The 16,482-nt window shown below is 67.6% G+C and carries 13 protein-coding genes; 5 read left to right on the top strand and 8 right to left on the bottom strand.

Going from position 1 to position 16,482, the window contains the following annotated elements; genetic code table 11:
* Window positions 1–405 precede the first annotated feature (405 nt).
* The 4 genes from otsA to AC1DCJ_RS10860 all read right to left on the bottom strand — a co-directional run bounded on the left by otsA (window position 406) and on the right by AC1DCJ_RS10860 (window position 7,089).
* Window positions 406–1,770 carry an alpha,alpha-trehalose-phosphate synthase (UDP-forming) gene (gene otsA / locus AC1DCJ_RS10875; RefSeq protein WP_478070929.1) on the bottom strand — a complete coding sequence of 455 codons (1,365 nt, stop codon included), beginning with the start codon at window positions 1,768–1,770 and terminating at the stop codon, window positions 406–408.
* Window positions 1,767–3,548, bottom strand: coding sequence for a glycoside hydrolase family 15 protein (locus tag AC1DCJ_RS10870; protein WP_313245193.1), 1,782 nt, complete (start codon window positions 3,546–3,548; stop codon window positions 1,767–1,769). Before AC1DCJ_RS10870 ends, otsA begins: the two co-directional genes overlap by 4 nt.
* A 97-nt stretch (window positions 3,549–3,645) precedes the next feature.
* Complete coding sequence (gene otsB, locus AC1DCJ_RS10865; protein ID WP_313245194.1) at window positions 3,646–4,404, bottom strand: trehalose-phosphatase; 759 nt, start codon at window positions 4,402–4,404, stop codon at window positions 3,646–3,648.
* A 234-nt stretch (window positions 4,405–4,638) separates the two neighbouring features.
* Entirely contained in the window at window positions 4,639–7,089 is a 2,451-nt protein-coding gene (locus AC1DCJ_RS10860; RefSeq protein WP_313245195.1) for a TonB-dependent receptor plug domain-containing protein, read from the bottom strand.
* Between the two features lie 240 nt (window positions 7,090–7,329).
* On the opposite strand from AC1DCJ_RS10860, the gene AC1DCJ_RS10855 reads away from it, so the two are divergent.
* Both AC1DCJ_RS10855 and AC1DCJ_RS10850 read left to right on the top strand, forming a co-directional pair.
* Window positions 7,330–7,812 (top strand): DUF3574 domain-containing protein, encoded by a 483-nt coding sequence (locus tag AC1DCJ_RS10855; protein WP_448134260.1) that lies wholly within the window; start codon window positions 7,330–7,332, stop codon window positions 7,810–7,812.
* A 14-nt stretch (window positions 7,813–7,826) separates the two neighbouring features.
* Window positions 7,827–8,726, top strand: a complete 900-nt coding sequence (locus AC1DCJ_RS10850) for an XAC2610-related protein (RefSeq protein ID WP_478070928.1) — start codon at window positions 7,827–7,829, stop codon at window positions 8,724–8,726.
* A gap of 7 nt (window positions 8,727–8,733) precedes the next feature.
* On the opposite strand, the gene AC1DCJ_RS10845 is transcribed toward AC1DCJ_RS10850, so the two are convergent.
* Window positions 8,734–9,045 carry a hypothetical protein gene (locus AC1DCJ_RS10845; protein ID WP_478070927.1) on the bottom strand — a complete coding sequence of 104 codons (312 nt, stop codon included), beginning with the start codon at window positions 9,043–9,045 and terminating at the stop codon, window positions 8,734–8,736.
* 15 nt (window positions 9,046–9,060) lie between these two features.
* On the bottom strand, window positions 9,061–9,351 hold the full coding sequence (locus tag AC1DCJ_RS10840; RefSeq protein ID WP_478070926.1) for a hypothetical protein: 291 nt from the start codon (window positions 9,349–9,351) through the stop codon (window positions 9,061–9,063).
* 117 nt (window positions 9,352–9,468) lie between these two features.
* On the opposite strand from AC1DCJ_RS10840, the gene AC1DCJ_RS10835 reads away from it, so the two are divergent.
* Window positions 9,469–11,190 (top strand): thiamine pyrophosphate-dependent enzyme, encoded by a 1,722-nt coding sequence (locus tag AC1DCJ_RS10835; protein WP_478070925.1) that lies wholly within the window; start codon window positions 9,469–9,471, stop codon window positions 11,188–11,190.
* 388 nt (window positions 11,191–11,578) lie between these two features.
* Entirely contained in the window at window positions 11,579–13,189 is a 1,611-nt protein-coding gene (locus AC1DCJ_RS10830; protein ID WP_478070924.1) for a SulP family inorganic anion transporter, read from the top strand.
* A gap of 402 nt (window positions 13,190–13,591) precedes the next feature.
* Here the strand turns inward: AC1DCJ_RS10830 and AC1DCJ_RS10825 are convergent, their stop codons facing one another.
* Complete coding sequence (locus AC1DCJ_RS10825) at window positions 13,592–14,302, bottom strand: glutathione S-transferase (protein WP_137190138.1); 711 nt, start codon at window positions 14,300–14,302, stop codon at window positions 13,592–13,594.
* 210 nt (window positions 14,303–14,512) lie between these two features.
* Between AC1DCJ_RS10825 and AC1DCJ_RS10820 the strand changes: the two genes are divergently transcribed.
* On the top strand, window positions 14,513–15,346 hold the full coding sequence (locus tag AC1DCJ_RS10820; protein WP_478070923.1) for a DUF3014 domain-containing protein: 834 nt from the start codon (window positions 14,513–14,515) through the stop codon (window positions 15,344–15,346).
* A 9-nt stretch (window positions 15,347–15,355) separates the two neighbouring features.
* Here the strand turns inward: AC1DCJ_RS10820 and AC1DCJ_RS10815 are convergent, their stop codons facing one another.
* Window positions 15,356–16,474 (bottom strand): cytochrome-c peroxidase, encoded by a 1,119-nt coding sequence (locus AC1DCJ_RS10815; RefSeq protein WP_478070922.1) that lies wholly within the window; start codon window positions 16,472–16,474, stop codon window positions 15,356–15,358.
* Window positions 16,475–16,482 lie beyond the last annotated feature (8 nt).

The raw sequence follows: 16,482 nt of genomic DNA, 5'->3' as shown, positions 1-16,482 counted from the left end.
GTCGGCTCTACCCCGGAGCGGTCCGGATTGCGTCGGGGGCCGACACGAACAGCCCGGTGGGCGCCGACCACCGGCCGACACCAGCAAGCCGGTAGAGCCGACCGTTGGTCGGCTGCGCCGCGCAAGGCGCGGTGCGTCCATCAGGTAGTGCGGTGTCGGGAGGAAGGGCAGCCGACCAACGGTCGGCTCTACCCCGGAGCGGTCCGGATTGCGTCGGGGACCGACACGAACAATCCGGTGGGTGCCGCTCGTCGGCCGACACCAACAAGCCGGTAGAGCCGACCGTTGGTCGGCTGCGCCGCGCAAGGCGCGGTGCGTCCATCAGTGATCACGGCGCTGGGAGGAAGGGCAGCCGACCAACGGTCGGCTCTACCCTTAGGGGCCCGCATTGCGCTGGGGCGGCGATCAGCCCTCCAGCGCCTGCAGGTAGGTCTGCCGCCAGTGGTTGATGTCGTAGGTGCGCAGGTGCTCCATCATGGCCTGCCAACGCTCGGTGCGTTTGCGCAGGGGCATGGTGGCGGCGGTGGCGATTGCATCGGCCACGCCGTCCAGGTCGTGCGGGTTCACCAGCAGCGCCTGCTTGAGTTCATCGGCCGCGCCAGCCAGCAGCGAGAGCACCAACACGCCGGGGTTTTCCGGGTCCTGCGAGGCCACGTATTCCTTGGCGACCAGGTTCATGCCATCGCGCAGCGGGGTGACCAGGCCCACGGACGCCGCCCGGTAGAAGCCGGTCAAAGTGGCATGGGTGAAGTTCTGGTTGACGTAGCGCAGCGGGGTCCAGTCGGGCGCGGCATGACCGCCGTTGATGTGCCCGGCGATCTGTTCCAGCTGGCCGCGCAGCTGGCGGTACTCGGTGACATCGCCGCGCGACACCGGCGCGATCTGCAGATAGGTGAGGCTGCCGCGCTGGTCGGGATGGCGTTCCAGATACCGCTCGAAGCCCTGGAAGCGCTCCGGCAGGCCTTTGGAATAGTCCAGCCGGTCCACGCCGATGGCCAGTTGGCGGTCGCGCAGGCTGTTGCGCAGGTCACGCACGGCCGGCTTGTTGGCGCCGGCCTTGGCCTGGCGCTCGATGTGGCCGGTATCGATGCCGATCGGGAAGGCGGCGGCACGGAAGCGTCGGCCACCGGGCGCTTCCAGTTCGCCATCGGCCACCACCCGGCCGCCCCCGAACAGGCGCACGTAGGACTGGAAACGGTCGGTGTCGCGCTGGGTCTGGAAGCCCACCAGGTCGTAGGCGTACAGGCTGGAAAACAGGCGCAGGTGGTCGGGCATGGCCTGCAGCAGGTCGGCCGAGGGCATCGGCACGTGCAGGAAGAACCCGATGCGGCAGCCGATGCCACGCTCGCGCAGCAGCGAGGCCAGCGGAATCAGGTGGTAGTCGTGGATCCACACAATGTCGTCTTCGCGCAGCAGCGGCGCCAGCTTTTCGGCGAACAGCGCGTTGACCCGGCGGTAGGTTTCGCGGGTGGCGCGGTCGTAGTCCACCAGGTCCAGGCGGAAGTGCAGCAGCGGCCACAGCGTGCGGTTGGCAAAGCCGTTGTAGTAGCCGTCCACGTCGGGCTTGTTGAGGTCCATGGTGACGTAGCGGATGTCCCCCTCGGTCTGCTCATGCAGCGCACCGCTGGGGTCGCGCACCGACTTGCCACTCCAGCCGAACCACATGCCGCCGCGTTCCTTCAGTGCGGCCAGCAGCCCTACTGCAAGCCCGCCGGGCGCGGCCACGCCGGGTGCCGCGACGCGGTTGGAGACAACAACCAGCCGGCTCATGACGCTTCCTGCCAGCTGCGCGACAGACGCATCGCTGCGGTGATCAGGCCCACGTGCGAATAGGTCTGCGGGAAGTTGCCCCAGGCCTCCCCGTTGTCGAAGGCAAGATCTTCGGACAGCAGGCCCAGATGGTTGCGGCGTTCCAGCAGCGTCTCGAACATGTCGCGCGCTTCGTCCATGCGGCCGATCGCGGCCAGCGCGTCGATGTACCAGAAGGTGCAGATGGTGAAGCTGGTTTCCGGCTCGCCGAAATCGTCCGGTGCAACGTAGCGGTACAGCGCATTGCCGTGCTTGAGGTCGCGGCCAATGGCCTCGACGGTGGCGATGAAGCGCGCGTCGTGCGCTTCGATGAAGCCGATGTCGGCCAGCAACAGCAACGACGCATCCAGACGGTGGCCACCGAAGGTGTCGGTGAAATGGCCCAGCTCGTCGCTCCACGCCTCATGCAGGATGCGCGCGTGGATGGTGTTGGCACGGTCGCGCCAGTAGTCTGCGCGGTCGTCCAGCTTCAGCCGGATGGCGATCTTGCACAGCCGGTCGCACGCAGCCCAGCACATCGCACTGGTATAGGTGTGCACTTCAGTGCGGCCGCGGAATTCCCACAGGCCGGCATCGGGCACGTCGTGCAGGGCGAAGGCCTGCTCGCCCAAGGGCTCCAATCGCGCGAAGGTATGCGCGTCGCCGGGGTCCTGCAGGCGCTGGTCGAAGAACAGCTGGGTGGAAGCCAGCACCACGCTGCCGTACACGTCGTGCTGGCGCTGTACCCAGGCAAGGTTGCCGCGCCGCACCGGGCCCATGCCGCGGTAGCCGTCCAGCGAGGCCACTTCGGTTTCCTCCAGCTTGGCCTCGAAGCCGATGCCATACAGCGGCTGCAGGCTGCCATCGGTGGTGGCCAGGTTGAAGATGTAGCCCAGGAACTGTTCCATGGTGCGGGTGGCACCGAGCCGGTTGAGCGTGCGCACCACGAAGGCGGCATCGCGCAGCCAGCAGTAGCGGTAGTCCCAGTTGCGGATGCTGCCGGGCGCTTCGGGAATGGAGGTGGTCATCGCGGCGATGATCGCGCCGCTGTCTTCGTACTGGCACAGCTTGAGGGTGATTGCGCTGCGGATCACCGCGTCCTGCCATTCCAGCGGAATGGACAGGTAGCGCACCCATTCGCGCCAGTAGTCGCGGGTGCGCTGGAAGGACTCCTGCACGTACCCGCTGAGCGAGCGGTTCAACGATTCGTCCACGCCCAGCACCAGGTGCACCGGGTGGCTGAGCACGAACGGCAGGCCATCGCGCACGAACCGCAGTGGCACATCGGTGGTGAGGCGCAGCACGTGGTCGGGCAGTTCCCAGCGGATGTGGTTGCTGCCCCATGTGGAGGCCGGAACGCGTGCACCCCAGTCGGCCAGCGGGCGGGCGCGCACGATGATGCGTGGATTGCCGGCCAGCGGGCGCACCTGGCGGATCAGGCTGACCGGACGGTAGAAGCGGTCGTTCTGCCGCCAGCGCGGCGCGAAATCGATGATTTCCAGTGCGCCGCCGTGCTTGTCGTGCAACACGGTGCGCAGGATCGCGGTGTTGGTGAGGTAGCTCTGCTCGGTGCCGACCAGATCTTCGAGCTCGATCGCGAAATCGCCGCCTTCGTTCTGGTTGGGGCTGAGCAGGGCGCAGAAGGTGGGGTCGCCGTCGAAGGTGGGCAGGCAACTCCACACCACACGCGCCTGCTGGTCGATCAGGGCGCCGAAGCTGCCATTGCCGACCACGCCAAGATTCAGATCAGGTTGTTTCATGGGCACTGCAATCTCGCTCAAGGCAGGCCGCTGCACGCAAGGCCAGCGGCACGATGGATGGGGCGCCCACGCACGGTGTGGCGTGGGCGGTAAGGGGTCAGTAGGCGTTTTCCTGCAGCCAGGCGTGCACGCTGCGGATGTGCGGCAGCGCGAACACGGCGGCGCTGGGGCTGCGCGCGCCTACCAGGACGCTCCAGCCATGCTGCGCATTGGCCGCATCGAAGCCGAACTCGTCGGTGAGGTCATCGCCCAGGAACACCGGCAGGCGGCCACGGAACGGCGGGTGCTGCATCAGTTGCTGCAGGGCGCGGCCCTTGTCGCTGCCTTCCGGCACAAACTCCACGACGTGGTCGCCAGGTTGCAGCCGGTAGCCGGCATTGCCGCGGATGTGCCGCTCGGCGAACGCGCGTACGTCGCCGGCTGCGTGCGGCGCGCCACGCCAGTGCAGGGCCAGGCTGCGGCCCTTGTCTTCGACCAGCACGCCGGGATGGCCGTGCGCGAAACGCATGGCCTGCTGGTGCACGGCGTGCAGCCATTCACTGGTGTCGGTGGTGTCAGCGGGACTGTCGAGGCGTCCGTCGGCACTGCGCAGCTCGTGGCCGTGCAGGCCGGCGGCAGGCAGGTGCAGGGGGGCGAACAGATCGTCGAGCTGGCCGAGCGGGCGACCGCTGATCAGCGCCACCGCGCCTTCCAGGCGATCACTGATGCGCCCGATCGCATCACGCACTTCCGGCAGCAGCGTGACCGCTTCGGGGTCGCGTTCGAATTCAATCAGGGTGCCATCCACGTCGAGGAACAACGCGCAGGCATCGTCCAGCAACGGCGGCGGCGGACGTGGGGGGAGGTCGTTGGCCATGCCCGCCAACATGCCAGCGTGGGTGTGATCGTCAGGTCATGGCATGGTGCCGCGCGTTGTTTTCACGCGCGGTGCGGCGGTGCATTCCGCCGGGGCGCATGTATGGCGGCCGGGAGCAGAGCAGCCGACCAACGGTCGGCTCTACCTGTTCTGCGCGTTCACCGCCCGGTGGAGCCGACCGTTGGTCGGCCGCACAATCCGGTAGAGCCGACCGTTGGTCGGCTGCACCCCCGGTCAGAACGTATACCGCACCCGCCCGTAGTAATACGCGCCGTTGCTGCCCACCGGCGACAACACGTCATACGGCAGGTTGCCGTAGTAGTAGATGTCGTCGTTGGACAGGTCCGAGTAGTTGTCGGTCAGGTTCTGCCCGCCCACCGCCACGCTCCACTGCGGGGTGATCTTGAATTCCACTTCCGCATCCAGCTGCCACTCGGCGCCGTAGGTCTGGCGCGGGATGAAGCCGTCGCCGAAGTTGAACACGCGGGTGACGCTGCCATAACGGTTGACCCGGCTGCTCAGCGACCAGCGGTCGTTGCTCCAGCTGGCCGCCACCGAGCCGCGGGTGCGCGGGGTAGCGTCGGTGAGCGTGTTGGTTTCCTCCACGCCGAACAGCACGTAGTCCGGGTCCAGCGCGAGCAGGCTGGCCGGCGTGGCCAGCACGTTCTTCAGCGTGGTCTTGGTGTACGCATAGGTGCCGGTCAGCACCAGCTCACCGTTGCCCAGCGACTGCCGCCAGTTGCTCACCAGCTCGGCACCGCGGGTGCGGGTGTCGGCGGCGTTGACGAAGAAGCTGGCGCTCTGCAGGCCGGCCACGCCGAACTGCTGCTGCACGTAGTCGGTGAGCGCATCGCCGGTGATGCTTTCCGACAGCGCGATGCGGTCGTCGATATCGATCTGGAAGAAGTCCAGCGACACATCGAAGTGGTCGCCGATGCGGCTGGTGAAGCCCAGGCTGGTATTGAGCGACTTCTCCGGCTTCAGCTCGGTGGCCCCCAGTCCGCGCGCGATCGGGTTGTTCACCGACAGCACCCGGCCCTGCACCAGCTGCCCGGCCGCGTTGTAGCCGGTGGAGGTGGATTCGTAGCCGATCTGCGCCAGCGACGGGGCGCGGAAGTTGTTGGAGATCGCACCACGCAGCGCGAACGCCGGGGCGAACTCGTACCGCAGGCCGAGCTTGCCGGTGAGCTCGCCGCCGAAGTCGTCGCTGTGCTCGTAACGCGCGGCCAGGTCGCTGGAGAAGTGCTCGCCGAACTGGCTGGACAGGCTGACGTAGGCGCTGGCCACGTCGCGCGACAGCGTGGTGGCGTCCTGCGGGGTCAGCCCGCCGCCGGCCTGCGAGCCGGTCGGGCGGTCGGTGAACGGACCGGCGGCATAGCTGCTCGGATCGCCCGGGCGGGTCTGGTAGTGGTCGCGCCGCGCTTCCACGCCCAGGCCAAGGCTGTGGGTGATGTTCTCGCCCTGGCTGAACACCCGGCCCAGGTCGAGGTTGGCCACGGTCAGCTCGTTGCGGTAATCGCCGGTCTTGAAGCGGGTCGGGCTGGTCGGGCCCAGCGAGGCATTGAGCGAGTTGCGCAGGCGGTAGGTGAAGCTGTTGGTGCCGTAGTCCAGGCTGGCGTCGTAGTTCCACTCGCCCCACTGGCCCTTGGCGCCGGCCACGGCCTGCACGTCGCGGTTTTCACCTTCGGAAATCGGCCGGTAGCCGTTCGGGTACACCTGCGCCCAGTTGGCGTCGCTGTCGGGGTAGCGGAAGTAGTTGGCGCCTTCGCTGTCGCGCTGGTTGAAGGTGCTGAAGAAGTAGAACTTGGAGGTCTCACCGAACGGCAGCTCGCTGTTGATCCAGGCGTTCAGATCCTTGGTCTTGCCGTCGCCCAGCACGTAGTTGCGCTTGCCCTGCAGGGCAAGGTTGGTGGCGCTCTGGTCCCACGGCGGGATCTGGTCGAAGCCGGCGCGGTTGGTGCCTTCGTGGTTCTTCAGCTCCAGGCCCACGCGCAGGAAGCCGCCCTCATCGCCCAGCCGGGTGCCGACCTTGGCACTGGCGTAGCTGGTCTGGCCGTCGGTGATGGTGCGGTCGATCGGCTTGAGGTCGGTGTGGTTGGCACCGAAGCTGGCCTCGAACGCGCCGCCTTCCGGGGCGTCATCCAGGATCACGTTGATGACCCCGGCCACCGCGTCGGACCCGTACAGCGCGCCGGCGCCGTCGCGCAGCACTTCGATGCGCTTGATCGCGCTGATCGGAATGGCGTTGAAGTCCACCGGCGTGGTGCCCTTGCCGATCTTGCTGTCGGTGTTGACCAGCGCGCTGCTGTGGCGGCGCTTGCCGTTCACCAGCACCAGTACCTGGTCCGGCGACAGGCCGCGCAGCTGCGCGGCGCGGATGTGGTCGGCGCCGCCGGAGTTGGACTGGCGCGGGAAATTGAACGAGGGCAGCAGGGCCTGCAGCGCGCTGCCCAGCTCGCCGTTGACCACACCGGCCTTGCGGATGTCCTCGGCGGTGAGCACGTCCACCGGCGAGGTGGACTCCAGCACGGTGCGGTCCACCGCGCGGGTGCCGGTGACAATCACGGTGTCCAGCGTGGTGGCCGAGCCGGGCGCGTCCTGCGCATGTACGTCCTGGGCGAGCAGGGGGGAGGAGAGGACGAGCGCGATGGCAAGGCCAAGGCGCGACGCGGACGGACGGGACATGCGGACTCCAGCAGGACGACGGGGGGAGGAAGGGGTGGGGCAGGGGGACTGGGGTTGCCGACAGGTCGTCGGCACTACCAATCCATCCGGATGAAGCGATATATTATCTTGGCGTGATGACCCCATGTGATGCAAGTCCCATCGCAAAGGGCATCAGCAGATAGCCGTTGGTGATCTGCACGGGAACCGGATGTCCTGCACGCTTCCACCCCTCTGCAAGCCTGTTTCTGGAGTGTTTTGATGAAGTCCCATGCCCTACTGTTCGCCCTCGTGCTGGCCGCCAGCGGTTGTGCCACCGCCGCACCCGCGGCCAAGCCGGTTGCGCCGACGCCCGCCACCGCCACCCTGCAGGGCGATGCCGCGCGCCCCGACGCCGCCGCCGGTTGGGTGCGCAGCGAGCTCTATTTCGGCGTGGGCGAGGAAAGTGGCGCCTCCGAGCGCAAGCAGACCGATGCCATCACCGAGGCGCAGTGGCGCGCCTTCCTGGACAAGCAGGTCACCCCGCGCTTCCCGGACGGTCTGACCGTGTTCGATGCCTACGGCCAGTGGCTGTTCCGCGGCGCGGCCGAACCCAACCGCCTGCGCACCAAGGTGCTGGTGGTGCTGCACGAGAACACCCCGCAGCGGCGTGCCGACATCGAGGCGATCCGCCTGGCGTGGAAGCAGGCTACCGGCCACCAGTCGGTGTTGTGGGCGCAGCAGGCGGTTGAAGTATCGTTCTGATCCCGAGCGCCAGCGTGGCGCGGCAGGAGCTGGGTATGAACTGGAATGGTTGGCTGCGCTATGCGCAGCTGTGTGGCCTGATGCTGGCGGCGTGCGTGCCGGTGGCTGCGCATGGTGCGGAGCCCGATACCGCGCTGCGCATCACCTTCGCACCTGGTCAGGCTGCCACCGTGCAGATACAGCCCGATCGGAGTATTGCCGTGCTGTTCATTTCTTCGGGAAAACGCGAGGTAATCCCTCGGCTCGACATTGTGAACGAAGATTCCGCACCGCGTCTGAGGGCCGAGGATGTCGATTTCGATGGTCACCCCGAGTTGGTCGTCAGTGGGCCCGTGGGTATGGTCAACGAAGCGGTGGCGGTGTATCGCTACGATCCTGGACAGGAGAAGCTGGTGGCGCTGGAACCGGCCTCGCATCAACGTGCGCGTTGCGGCGGCCTGATGGGCCTGGATGTGGACACCGCCAACCGCACCCTGAGCAGCAGTTGCCGCAGTGGCCCGATGTGGTACGTGGACCTGTACCGCTACCACGACGGGCGGCTGTATCTGTACCGCGCCGAGCGAACCCTGATGCTGGGCGACGCGCTGGAGGCGACGATCTTCGTCAAGCAGACTCCCGAGAGTGGCCCGATGGCGGTCTGGAGCACGTTTGATCCTGCCGGCAAGGTGCTGGAAACAGCGATCTCCGACGGGCTGGTGGCACCGCGTAGTGACCGGCGATTGCTGGCCTTCAGCGGCCAGGTGGTGCCGGCGCGGCTGCCGCTGTACGCCCGTCCCGGCGACACCGCCACCCGCCGCTATCTGGTGCGCGAGGACCGGGTGGAACTGCTGGATGAGAAGGACGGCTGGGTGAAGGTGCGCTACGCCAACCCGACCCGGGGCGACATTCTCGGCTGGGTCAACGCGAACCCTTGAGCCGCGCTCAGTCGCCCTCGCACTGGATATGCAGGCCGTGGCGCTGCGCCTGGTCGAACAGCAGGATCAGGCGCAGGCCCACCTCGGCCAACGGCCCCTCCGCGCCATCGGGATGCTCAAGCAGCCGTCCGATTACTTCCTGCACCAGCGCGGCGGCCTGCCCCGGCGAAATACGCGGCGCGCCGTAAAACGCCTGCTGTAGCCGGCTCAGCTGCGGGTAGCGGCTGCCATCGGGGCTGAGAATGGCCTCTTCGTGGGTGTCGATCCAGGCATGCCGCATGCGCGGCCCGGCGTCGTCCAGGTACAGGTCAAATGCCATGCGTGCCTCCCGGGCTCAACGGTGCTGCCAGCTCACCGGCTGGCCGTGGCGCTGGCCGGTGGCCAGCAACAGCAGGAGCCGCAGGCCGCTGCGGCGGATGATCGGATCGGTGGGATCCTGCAGGGTCAGGCAGGCCAGCAGTTCGTCCATTGCCGTTGGCAGCTCGCTGGGCGCGATTCCACCGCGCGGCATACGCAGCAGTTGCGCCAGCCACGGGTGTGCCGCCGGGTCGATGGCGTGCAGCCACTGCTGCTCATGGAAGGACAGGAACTGCTGCGTGGCGGCACAGCGCAGAACGATCTGCATGAGCCTGAAGGCCAGTGAACGGGCCAGCCAATGTATAGGCATTTCACGCCACCTGCCTACAGGAAGATCACCTGCGGCTGGCTAGGCTGGGGGTCCCCCGTCCAAGGCTGTTCCCCCATGAGCAAGCGCGTTGCCGAGATCGTGGTTGAAACCCTGCAGGCTGCCGGTGTCCGCCATTGTTACGGCATCGTCGGCGATACCCTCAACTACGTCACCGATGCCATCCACCACAGCGATATCGAGTGGGTGCACATGCGCCATGAGGAAGTGGCCGCGTTTGCCGCCGGCGCCGAATCGCTGATCAGCGGGCAGCTCACCGCCTGCGCCGGTTCGTGCGGGCCGGGCGGGCTGCACTTCATCAACGGTGTATTCGAGACCAACCGCAACCGCGCGCCGATGGTGTTGATCGCCAGTCAGGTGGTCACCGCCGAACTGGGCATGGAGTTTCCGCAGGAGGTCGATTTCAAGGCGGTGTATGCCAGCTGCAGCGTGTTCTGCGAGCAGGTGCACAGCCCCGAACAGGCGCGCCGCGTGGTGGCGCTGGCCTGCCAGGCGGCCATCAGCCGGCGCGGCGTGGCCGTGGTGATCCTGCCGGCCGACATCAGCGAGGCGATGGTCAAGCACGACGTGCCGTTCTCGGTGCACCACACCCAGCCGGTGCTGCGCCCCAGCGATGACGAGCTGCAGCGCATCGCGGCCTTGATCGGCGACGGCAAGCGCGTGGGCATCTACGCCGGGGCCGGCTGCGAGCATGCGCACGACGCGCTGGTGGCGCTGGGCGAGCGGCTGCAGGCGCCGATCGCACACACCTCGCGGGCCAAGGATTTTGTCGAGCATGACAACCCCTACAACATGGGCATGACCGGCATCTTCGGGATCGAATCGGGCTACCACACGCTGATGGCCTGCGACACGCTGCTGTTGCTCGGCGCCGATTTCGCCTGGGGCCAGTACTACCCGGACAAGGCCACGCTGATCCAGGTCGACCGCGATGGCAGCCACCTTGGGCGCCGCCACCCGGTCACCCTGGGCGTGGTGGGCGACATTGGCCCGACCCTGGACGCCCTGCTGCCGATGCTGCCCCCACGCCAGGACCGCAGCTTCCTGGACGAGTGCATCGAACACCGCGAAAAGGCGCTGGCCACGCGTGAAAAGGAAGAGCAGCCGGGCGAGGGCGAACTGATCCATCCGCAGCACCTCACTGCCTTGATCAACCGCCACGCCAACGACGATGCGCTGTTCACCGCCGACGGTGGCTCGCCGATGGTGTGGATCCTGCGCCATATCCGCACCAACGGCCGCCGCCGCACCCTGACCAGCCTGCTGCACGGCACGATGGCCAATGCGATGCCGCAGGCGCTGGGCTTGCAGAAGGCGTACCCGGGCCGGCAGGTGATCTCGCTGTCGGGCGATGGCGGCATTGCGATGCTGCTGGGCGACCTGCTCACCGCCGTGCAGGAAAATCTGCCGATCAAGGTGGTCGTCTACAACAACAGCTCGCTGAACTTCGTGGAGCTGGAGCAGAAGGTGGAAGGCCTGCTGGACAACTACACCGACCTGAAGAACCCCGATTTCGGCCGCCTGGCCGAGGTGATCGGTTTCTACGGGCGCACCGTGACCCGCTCGGAAGACCTGGAGCAGGCGGTGAAGGATTTCCTGGTCCATCCGGGCCCGGCGCTGCTGGACGTGCACACCAGCCCGACCGAACTGGTGATGCCGCCCCAGGTGGAAGCCAAGCAGGTGGCCGGCACCGCGCTGTATGCGGCCAAGGCGTTGCTGAGCGGGCGGGTGGGTGACGTGCGTGATCTGCTGGCGAACAATTTTCTCAACAAGCCCTGAGGGCGGCGTCACCACCAACGGTGGTGACCTACCGGGGTGGCGGGCGTCACCACCGATGGTGGTGATCTACCGGGGTGGGCGGCGTCACCACCAACGGTGGTGATCTACCGGGTAGGTCCCGACCGTTGGTCGGGACGGCGCTGGTCGGCTCCCGATACCGTCGGACCCACTCAGGTAGTGCCGGCCGCTGGCCGGCTCCCGATACCGTCGGACGCAGTTTGAGGAGCCGGCCAGCGGCCGGCACTACCGGATGCAATCGCCGCCTGGATCACGGGGCGGCAGCGCGTATGCGCTGACGCGTACACCCCCGGCGTTCCACCCATGCGCCTGTTACTGGCGGCGGTGAGGCCCTACCATCGGCTACCCCCTCCCCACGGCAGTGCCGCGCATGTCCGCCCCCGCTCCCGTCCGCTCCGGACCCCTCCGCTGGTTCGTTGCCGGCGATTTCAATGGTTTCTTTGGCCTGGTGGTCGACAATCTGTCGATCCTGGGCTTCATCGCGATGGCGCTGGTCGGCATCTTCCAGTTCCCGGCCGACGTGGTGTTCGGCCGCATGTTCCCCGGCACCGCCTTTGGCGTGCTGGTCGGCAACGTGCTCTATACGTGGATGGCGCGACGGCTGGCCACACGCACCGGCCGTGATGATGTCACCGCGATGCCGCTCGGGCTGGACGCGCCCACCAGCATCGGCATGGCGCTGCTGGTGCTGGGTCCGGCCTTCCTCGCCTTCAATGCGCAGGGCCTGACGCCGCACGACGCGGCGATCGCCACCTGGCAGCTGGGCATGGCCTCGCTGGTGATCATGGGCGTGCTGAAGGTGATCCTGTCCTTCTTCGGTGAAGCGGTCACCCGCGCGCTGCCACGCGCCTCGCTGCTGGGCTCCATCGCCGGCATCGCCATCGTGCTGATGGGCTTCCTGCCGCTGCTGGAAACGCTGCGCTCGCCGGTCGTCGGCTTCGTCACCCTGGGCCTGCTGCTGTATGTGCTGATCGCCAAGCGCAAGCTGCCGGTCCGCGCGCCGGGCGTGCTGGTCGCCTTCGTGTTCGGCACCGCCCTGTATTACGGGCTGGGGCTGGCCGGGCTGGGCGCGCCGGGCTTCCACGTACCGGCCTGGACGCCGCCGCAGGTGGTGCTGCCGTGGCCCACGCTGGGCTTCATCGACGGCCTGCCCACGGCCATGACCTACCTGCCGCTGCTGCTGCCGTTCGGCCTGCTGATGGTGGTGGGCGGCATCAATGTGTCCGAGAGCGCGCGCGCGGCCGGCGACGATTACCGCACCCGCGACATCCTGCTGGTGGAAGCGGTGGCCACGCTGGTGGCCGGGCTGTGCGGTGGCGTGGCGCAGACCACCCCCTACATCGGCCAGCCGGCCTACAAGCACATGGGCGCGCGGAGCGGCTACACGCTGCTGACCGGCCTGTTCGTCGGTATCGGCGGCATCCTCGGGGTGATCTCCGGGCTGGTGCAGTGGCTGCCGCTGGCGGTGCTGGCGCCGATCATCGTGTACGTGGCCATCGACATCACCACCCAGGCCTTCCAGGCCACCCCGCGCGAACATGCCGGCGCGATGGTGCTGGGCTTCCTGCCTTCGGTGGCTTATCTGCTGGCGATCAAGGCACCGGGCTGGATCGCCCCGGCGCAGCTGGCGGCGATGACCACCACGCTGGACGGGCATGGCCTGCCGGAACTGGCGGTGATCTTCACCCTGGGCAACGGCTTCATCATCACCTCGATGCTGTGGATTGCCGCGGTGGTGGCGATGATCGACGGCAGGTTGCTGCGCTCGTCCGGGTTCCTGCTGGTGGCGGCGGTGTTGACCCTGTTTGGCCTGATCCACTCGGTGGACCCGCGCGGCGGCATCTACCTGCCGTGGCAGCTGGAGGGGTTGCCGAAGCTCATCATGTGGCAGTTCGCCGGGGCCTACGTGGCACTGGCCGGGTTGCTGGCGCTGCTGTCGTTGCAGAAGCAGCCGCGTGTGGATCACGACCAACGGTGGTGATCTACCGATCAATCATGCGTGGATCACGACCAACGGTCGTGATCTACCGGTTGCGGTTAAATTCCGAGGCATGGCGGATGATCGATTGATCGATCCCCGGTACACATCGACTGTTGGTCGGTGCGGAAACGTGGCAGGGCGATCACGACCGACGGTTGTGATCTACCGATCAATACCCGGTAGGCACCGACCGATGGTCGGTGCGGCACCGTGGCGGAGCGATCACGACCAACGGTCGTGATCTACCGATCAACACCCGGTAGGCGCCGACCGTTGGTCGGTGCGGAACCGTGGCGAGGCAATCACGACCAACGGTCGTGATCTACCGATAAATACCCGGTAGGCACCGACCGTTGGTCGGTGCGGAATCATGGCGAGGCAATCACGACCAACGGTCGTGATCTACCGGTCGCCGTCCAATTCCGGGTAGTGGCGGAAGATGCCGTTGGTGTTGAATGCCAGCCGGCGGTCTGACGCGAGGTAGGCGGCGATGTTCGGTCGCCGTTCCACCCGGTCCTTGAGCGCGCGCAGCAGCGGCACGGTGGGCCACAGCGCCTGCATGCGTCGCGGGAACATGTACTCCAGCCCGCTCAGCAGCTGGAACAGCGACAGGTCCACGTAGGAATGTTCGCGCAGCGGATGGCGCTCGCCGTTGTCCTTCAACACGCCTTCGAAGTACCCCAGGAATTTCGGCAGCCGCTCGGCACGCATCGCCTCGGCGCGCGCCTTGGCTTCGCGCTTCTGGTCCTCGTAGTAGGCAGAGGCGGCGATGGGGTGATGGGTATCGTGCACTTCGGCGACCAGGTCGGCGATGGTCAACTGCAGCTGCAGGGCCTGCTGCCGGCGTGAGGCCGCATCGGGCACCAGGCCAAGCTCCGGCGCAAGGTAGTCGAGGATCGCGCCCACCTGGGCGACTACCTGCCTGCCACTCTTCAGAAAAGGCGGGGCAAACGGGCGCAGGCCGTCTTCCTTGCCCTGCAGGAACGGCTGCATCACCGCGTCGCCATGCACGCGCGCCATGTCGGTGTAGGCCGCCCCGGCATCTTCCAGCGCCAGCCGGATGAACTCGCCACGGCCCTGGATGCCGGTCCAGTAGTAAAGCTCGTAATGCATCACGGTGCTCCACAAGAACAGTGCACAGCATCGGCGTGCGCATGCAAAGCGGGCGTGAGTGTGTGGTGGTGGGCGTGGTAGCGGTTCATCGCGCCTGCGGGATGATGCGGTGACAACGCGCGCGCTGCGGTCATGGAGGTGCGCGGGGAACCCCGTCCGACGGCCGGGGTCATACAGTGTCCAGGCACGCGCAACGCGAGGTACGGCAACATGCAGAAGAGTGGAAAGGCGATCTGGCCGTGGGTGTTGGGTGTGGTGGTGATCGGCGGTGCGGGAACGTGGTTGTTCAGCGACAGCCTGCGCGGTCTTGTTGATGACATGCAGGTGCCGGTGCAGGCGCCGGCAGTACAACAGGACGGGGCTGCGAAGATACCGCCCGTTCCTGCATCACCTGCGGCCCCGGCGCCGCCTCCCATCCAGCATCCGGTCGATCCCCGTGATGCGGCTGATCCGGCACTGCCCACGTTGGCCGACAGCGACGGCCCTGTATTGGACACACTGAGCGCGCTGTTCAACGGCGACGGCGCACTGGCACTGCTGCTACGCGATCATCTGGTCCAGCGCGTGGTCACCCATATCGACAACCTCGACAAGCCCAGCGTGCCAACACCCGCGATGGCGGTGCGTGCGCTGCCCGGCAGCCTGCAGGTCGAGACGGTGGATGGCACGGTGTACATCGCCAAGGCCAATGCCGAGCGCTACGCCCCCTACGTGAAGGCGTTTACTGCATTGGATGCGGGCGAAGCGGGTAAGGCCTATGTGCGCCTCTACCCGTTGCTGCAGCAGGCGTATGCCGAACTGGGCCAGCCCGATGCCTACTTCAACGATCGGTTGGTGGCGGTGATCGACCACCTGCTGCAGACGCCGGAGCCGCCGCGTCCGTTGGCGGTGACGCGCGATGAGCGCGGCCGCTATCGCTTTGCCGATCCCGCGCTGCAGGCACGCTCGGTGGGACAGAAGCTGCTGCTGCGCATGGACGCCGCGCAGGCGCAGGCAGTGAAGCAGCAGCTGCGGGCGATGCGCGCGGCCATCAGCCGCAGCTGATCGCAGGCGCTACAGGGCGCGCAGGAACGCTTCCAGATCCTGCAGCTCCTGGCGGCTGAGCCCGCGCGGACGCAGCAGCGGGTCCGGTTGCGGAAAGGGCGGCGCGTCGGCAGCAGGCACTGCTGGCGCGCGCGGTCTGCCGCCGCCCACGTTGTAGAACGCCAGCACGCCGTCCAGCCGCGGCAACAGGCCGTTGTGCATGTAAGGCGCGGTGTTGGCCACGCCGCGCAACGAGGGCGTGCGGAAGCGGCCGCTGTCGGCCGGGTGTGCGGTCACCTCATAGCGGCCCAGGTCCTGGCGCGCGCGGCCGTGGAAATGCAGGCCCAGGTTGTGGAAGCCGTTGTCGGTCAGTGCGGGACCGCTGTGGCAGTTCATGCAGCCGGCGCGGGTGCGGAACAGGTGCAGTCCGCGCAGCTGCGCATCGTCCAGGGCGCTGGACTGACCGCCAAGAAAGCGGTCGAAACGGTTGCGGGTGGGGGCCAGGCTGCGCTCGAACGCGGCGATGGCCTGCGCCAGCTGGCGGGTATCCACGCGGTCGTCGCCGAACACCGCGGCAAAGGCCGTGCGGTAGTCGGCATCGGCGCGCACGCGCGAGGCCGCGTCTTCGGCACGGAACGCCATTTCCTTCGGGTCGGCGATCGGCTCCAGCGCCTGGTCTTCCAGCGTGGCTGCGCGACCATCCCAGAACTGCGTGTGCGCGTAAGCGGCCATCGCCACGCTCGGGGCATTGCGGCGGCCGGGCTGTCGGTCGTGGCCGAACGACACGCGCCGACCATCGGCGAAACCGAGGTCGCGTTCGTGGCAGCTCGCGCAGGCGATCTGGCCCGAGCGCGACAGGCGCGGGTCGTTGAACAGGCGCTGGCCCAGGGCGACTTTGGCCGGCGTGGACGGATTGTCGCGCGGTTGCGGTGGTGGCCCGAGCGTGGCCAGTTCCTGCCACACCACGCCGGGGTCGATGTGCGGGGCGGGCCACTGCGCGGCAGGTTGGGTGTAGCGATAGCGCAGGCACGCGTCGCCGGGCATCGGTGTGTCTGGCAACGCCGGCCCGCAGCCGGGTGGCGGCGCCTGCGGCGTGTTGCGCTGGGCACCCGCCGGCAGCACGCACAGCAACAGAGCGCTGGCTGCCAAGCGGCGCA

It is taken from the genome of Stenotrophomonas sp. 10N36 (assembly GCF_056395005.1).
Note: the sequence above shows the minus strand (reverse complement) of the source record. Positions and strands in the feature narration are given on the sequence as shown.

Excerpts from the sequence above, each read along its gene's own strand:
- AC1DCJ_RS10840 (WP_478070926.1), bottom strand. The coding sequence starts at position 9,351 with ATGCAGATCGTTCTGCGCTGTGCCGCCACGCAGCAGTTCCTGTCCTTC.
- AC1DCJ_RS10830 (WP_478070924.1), top strand. The coding sequence starts at position 11,579 with ATGTCCGCCCCCGCTCCCGTCCGCTCCGGACCCCTCCGCTGGTTCGTT.
- AC1DCJ_RS10825 (WP_137190138.1), bottom strand. The coding sequence starts at position 14,302 with ATGCATTACGAGCTTTACTACTGGACCGGCATCCAGGGCCGTGGCGAG.
- AC1DCJ_RS10870 (WP_313245193.1), bottom strand. The coding sequence starts at position 3,548 with ATGAAACAACCTGATCTGAATCTTGGCGTGGTCGGCAATGGCAGCTTC.
- AC1DCJ_RS10860 (WP_313245195.1), bottom strand. The coding sequence starts at position 7,089 with ATGTCCCGTCCGTCCGCGTCGCGCCTTGGCCTTGCCATCGCGCTCGTC.
- otsA (WP_478070929.1), bottom strand. The coding sequence starts at position 1,770 with ATGAGCCGGCTGGTTGTTGTCTCCAACCGCGTCGCGGCACCCGGCGTG.
- AC1DCJ_RS10820 (WP_478070923.1), top strand. The coding sequence starts at position 14,513 with ATGCAGAAGAGTGGAAAGGCGATCTGGCCGTGGGTGTTGGGTGTGGTG.
- AC1DCJ_RS10845 (WP_478070927.1), bottom strand. The coding sequence starts at position 9,045 with ATGGCATTTGACCTGTACCTGGACGACGCCGGGCCGCGCATGCGGCAT.
- AC1DCJ_RS10835 (WP_478070925.1), top strand. The coding sequence starts at position 9,469 with ATGAGCAAGCGCGTTGCCGAGATCGTGGTTGAAACCCTGCAGGCTGCC.
- otsB (WP_313245194.1), bottom strand. The coding sequence starts at position 4,404 with ATGGCCAACGACCTCCCCCCACGTCCGCCGCCGCCGTTGCTGGACGAT.
- AC1DCJ_RS10855 (WP_448134260.1), top strand. The coding sequence starts at position 7,330 with ATGAAGTCCCATGCCCTACTGTTCGCCCTCGTGCTGGCCGCCAGCGGT.